This window comes from Arthrobacter sp. H14 (assembly GCF_000520495.1).
Lineage (GTDB): Bacteria > Actinomycetota > Actinomycetes > Actinomycetales > Micrococcaceae > Arthrobacter_C.
In genome coordinates this window covers 8,785-11,643 of the sequence record NZ_KI914649.1, presented here as the reverse complement: position 1 = coordinate 11,643, position 2,859 = coordinate 8,785, and the positions used below count along the sequence as shown (strand labels likewise).

The following is a 2,859-nucleotide window of genomic DNA, read 5'->3' as shown; positions in this document are numbered from 1 at the left end:
GCCGCCGGTAACCGCGACGCGGGACCCGGAGACGTAACTGCCGTCGTCGGAAGCGAGCAGTACGTAAACGGGCGCCAGTTCAGCCGGTTGACCGGCCCTGCCCAGCGGCACATCCTGCCCGAAGGACTTCACTTTCTCCTCCGGCATCGTGGACGGTATTAACGGTGTCCAGATCGGCCCCGGCGCCACGCTGTTGACCCGGATACCTTTAGGACCGAGCATCTGGGCCAGGCTGGCGGAAAAATTGGCGATGGCTGCCTTCGTTGCGGCGTATGGGGCCAGTTCGGGACTCGGCGTATCGGAGTTGATCGAGGAGCTGCCGATGATGGCGGACCCGGGCTTCATATGCGGCACGGCGGCCTTGACCAGGTGGAACATGGCCCCAATGTTGAGCTTGAAGGTGTAATCCCACTCCTGCTCGGAGATCTCGTCGAGCGACTGGTGCGACATCTGGAAAGCGGCGTTGCTGACGAGGATATCGACCTTGCCGAACTCCTCGACTGCATCCTCGATGACATCCCGGCAGTGCTGTGCATCAGCAAGATCGCCACGCATTAATACCGCCTTCCGACCTGCCTCTTCGACCAGCCGTGCGGTGTCCTCCGCATCCTCGTCTTCATTCAGGTAGGCAATGAGAACGTCCGCGCCCTCGCGGGCAAACGCAATCGCGACGGCCCGACCGATGCCGCTATCTCCGCCGGTAATAACGGCGGCTTTGCCTTCGAGTTTGCCGGAACCGCGGTAGCTGTTTTCACCGCAGTCCGGAACGGGCGTCATTTTGGATTGTACGCCGGGTACTTGCTGTTGCTGCGCCGGTTGGCCCATCAGTGTGCCTCCAAGGTGTTGCATGTCGCGGGAAACGATTGCTAAGCACCCTTAGAATATAGCGGTGGCCGAAGGTTGGGAACCGGCTGGCGCAGAAACTCTGGCACCTGCCGGTGGCGGTCAGTGGCGGTCAGTCTTCGCTGACCTGGTGACGGAAGCGGTCGCGCTTGGTGTGCAGATCCCACAGGTGTCCGGCCAGTACATCAGGATCCTTCTCGGGATCGTCGGCGATGATGCGGCCGCCGATAATGAGCTGGGACACCTGTATTCCTTCTTCACCAAGCGCCTCATTAAGCAGCTGCGCATAGGCGGCCTGCCCGGCGAACGCCACCGAAGTGCCCGTGACGTTGCGGCCCGGCTTTACGGCCGACCCACCGTTGACGAACAAGATGGTGCCGCGGTTTTCCCCGAGGAAACGCATTCCGGGGACCACCTGATGCACCGCAGCGACCGGTCCGTAGATAGAGAATTCGATGGGACCCTCAAGGTCGGTCGGCGTGGTTTCCAGTACCGGGCGCATGAAGTCCTTCTGCGGCAGCGGGCTGTACTGCAGAACCTCAATCGGGCCCAGACTTTCGGTTACTTGTTCCAGCGCCTTGGCAATTGACTCCGGGTCGCGGACATTGGCGGCAAAGCCCTTGGCCTGCACCCCCTCCTTGGCCAAGTCCTCGGCCAATGCATCGAGGCGTCCCTGATGGCGGGAGATGAGGCCGACAGCAAAGCCCTCCGCGCCGAACCGCCGTGCCACAGCTGCGCCTAGTCCTGGTCCTGCTCCGATAATCGCAATAGTAGTCATACTGGCGTCAAGGCATGACGGCGCCCGGGTATTCCATGGATTATGGTTAGGAACCGAATCCATCCCCGGGCTCCGAGAGGTGCGTGCATGAACCAGCCAGCATCCGGAGGGCACGTTCGGTGAATGACGGAGCCTGGGAGGGACATCCCAAAAGCAGCCGCGGCTACCACAACATGGTGCTGGGATTGCTCTTCGCGGGAATCGCCACTTTTGCCCAGCTGTACTCCGTCCAGGCGGTGCTCCCCGGCATGGCCGAAGACTTCGGTGTCAGTCCGGCAACTGCGGCACTCAGCGTTTCAGCCGCGACGCTCGGGCTCGCCATCGCCGTCATTCCATGGTCATGGGCCGCGGACAGACTGGGCCGCAAGCGCGCGATGACGTGGGCCATCGGCGCCGCCGTCGTATTTGGCCTGCTGCTACCGCTGGCGTCCAATTTTCCGGTCCTGCTTGCCTTGCGCTTCGCTGAGGGTGCAGCGCTGGGCGGGATTCCTGCGGTTGCGTTGGTGTATCTCAACGAAGAGGTCCACCGGTTACACGCCGCCGTGGCCGCCGGAACCTATGTGGCGGGTACGACGATTGGCGGGCTGGCCGGACGACTCATTGCTGGACCTGTTACGGGCTTTTTCGATTGGCGCGCCGGTGTACTGGCGGTGAGCATCGTTGCCGCATTCGCCGCCGTCGCCTTCGTCTGGCTTGCCCCTGCACCCCGGGGTTTCCGCCCGATAGTCCGCGGCGAAGGGCCCAAGCTCTGGGAACGGATCGTGCTGAACCTGCGGTCCAAACGGCTGCTGGCCCTTTACGCTCAAGGTTTTCTGCTGATGGGCGGGTTCGTGGCGGTCTACAACTATCTTGGTTTCCGGTTGGAATTGCCACCGTTCAACCTTCCAACATCACTGGTCAGCCTGCTGTTCCTCGCCTATTTGGCGGGCACCGTAACGTCCGGATTGGCCGGCAGGATAACCGTCCGGCTTGGCCGGCTCCCCGTGCTGCTCGCCAGCATTCCGGTGATGCTTGCCGGACTGGGCGCAACGCTCATCAGTTCGCTGCCGGTGATTCTGGTCGGACTGCTGATCTTCACCGGCGGGTTTTTCGCCGCACACTCCGTCGCCTCCAGCTGGACACCACGGCTTGCCTCGGTCGGTAAAGCCCAGGCATCGAGCCTCTATAACCTCTTCTACTACGCCGGATCCAGTGTGCTTGGCTGGGCCGGCGGTCTGTTTCTCGTCGACTACGGCTGG

The 2,859-nt window shown here is 62.5% G+C and carries 3 protein-coding genes; 1 reads left to right on the top strand and 2 read right to left on the bottom strand.

Features of this window, described 5'->3' with window-relative positions:
* A partial coding sequence (locus Y707_RS0110175; protein WP_275451207.1) for a glucose 1-dehydrogenase occupies positions 1 to 777 on the bottom strand: 777 nt, incomplete at its 3' end.
* Positions 778 to 955: 178 nt separating this feature from the next.
* On the bottom strand, positions 956 to 1,621 hold the full coding sequence (locus tag Y707_RS0110170; protein ID WP_026535003.1) for an SDR family NAD(P)-dependent oxidoreductase: 666 nt from the start codon (positions 1,619 to 1,621) through the stop codon (positions 956 to 958).
* Positions 1,622 to 1,740: 119 nt separating this feature from the next.
* Between Y707_RS0110170 and Y707_RS25000 the strand changes: the two genes are divergently transcribed.
* Positions 1,741 to 2,859: MFS transporter (locus Y707_RS25000; protein ID WP_442853291.1), on the top strand; the 1,119-nt coding region annotated here is incomplete at its 3' end.

What these genes read in the sequence shown, in the direction of transcription:
- Y707_RS0110170 (WP_026535003.1), bottom strand. Translation starts at nt 1,621, where the DNA reads ATGACTACTATTGCGATTATCGGAGCAGGACCAGGACTAGGCGCAGCT.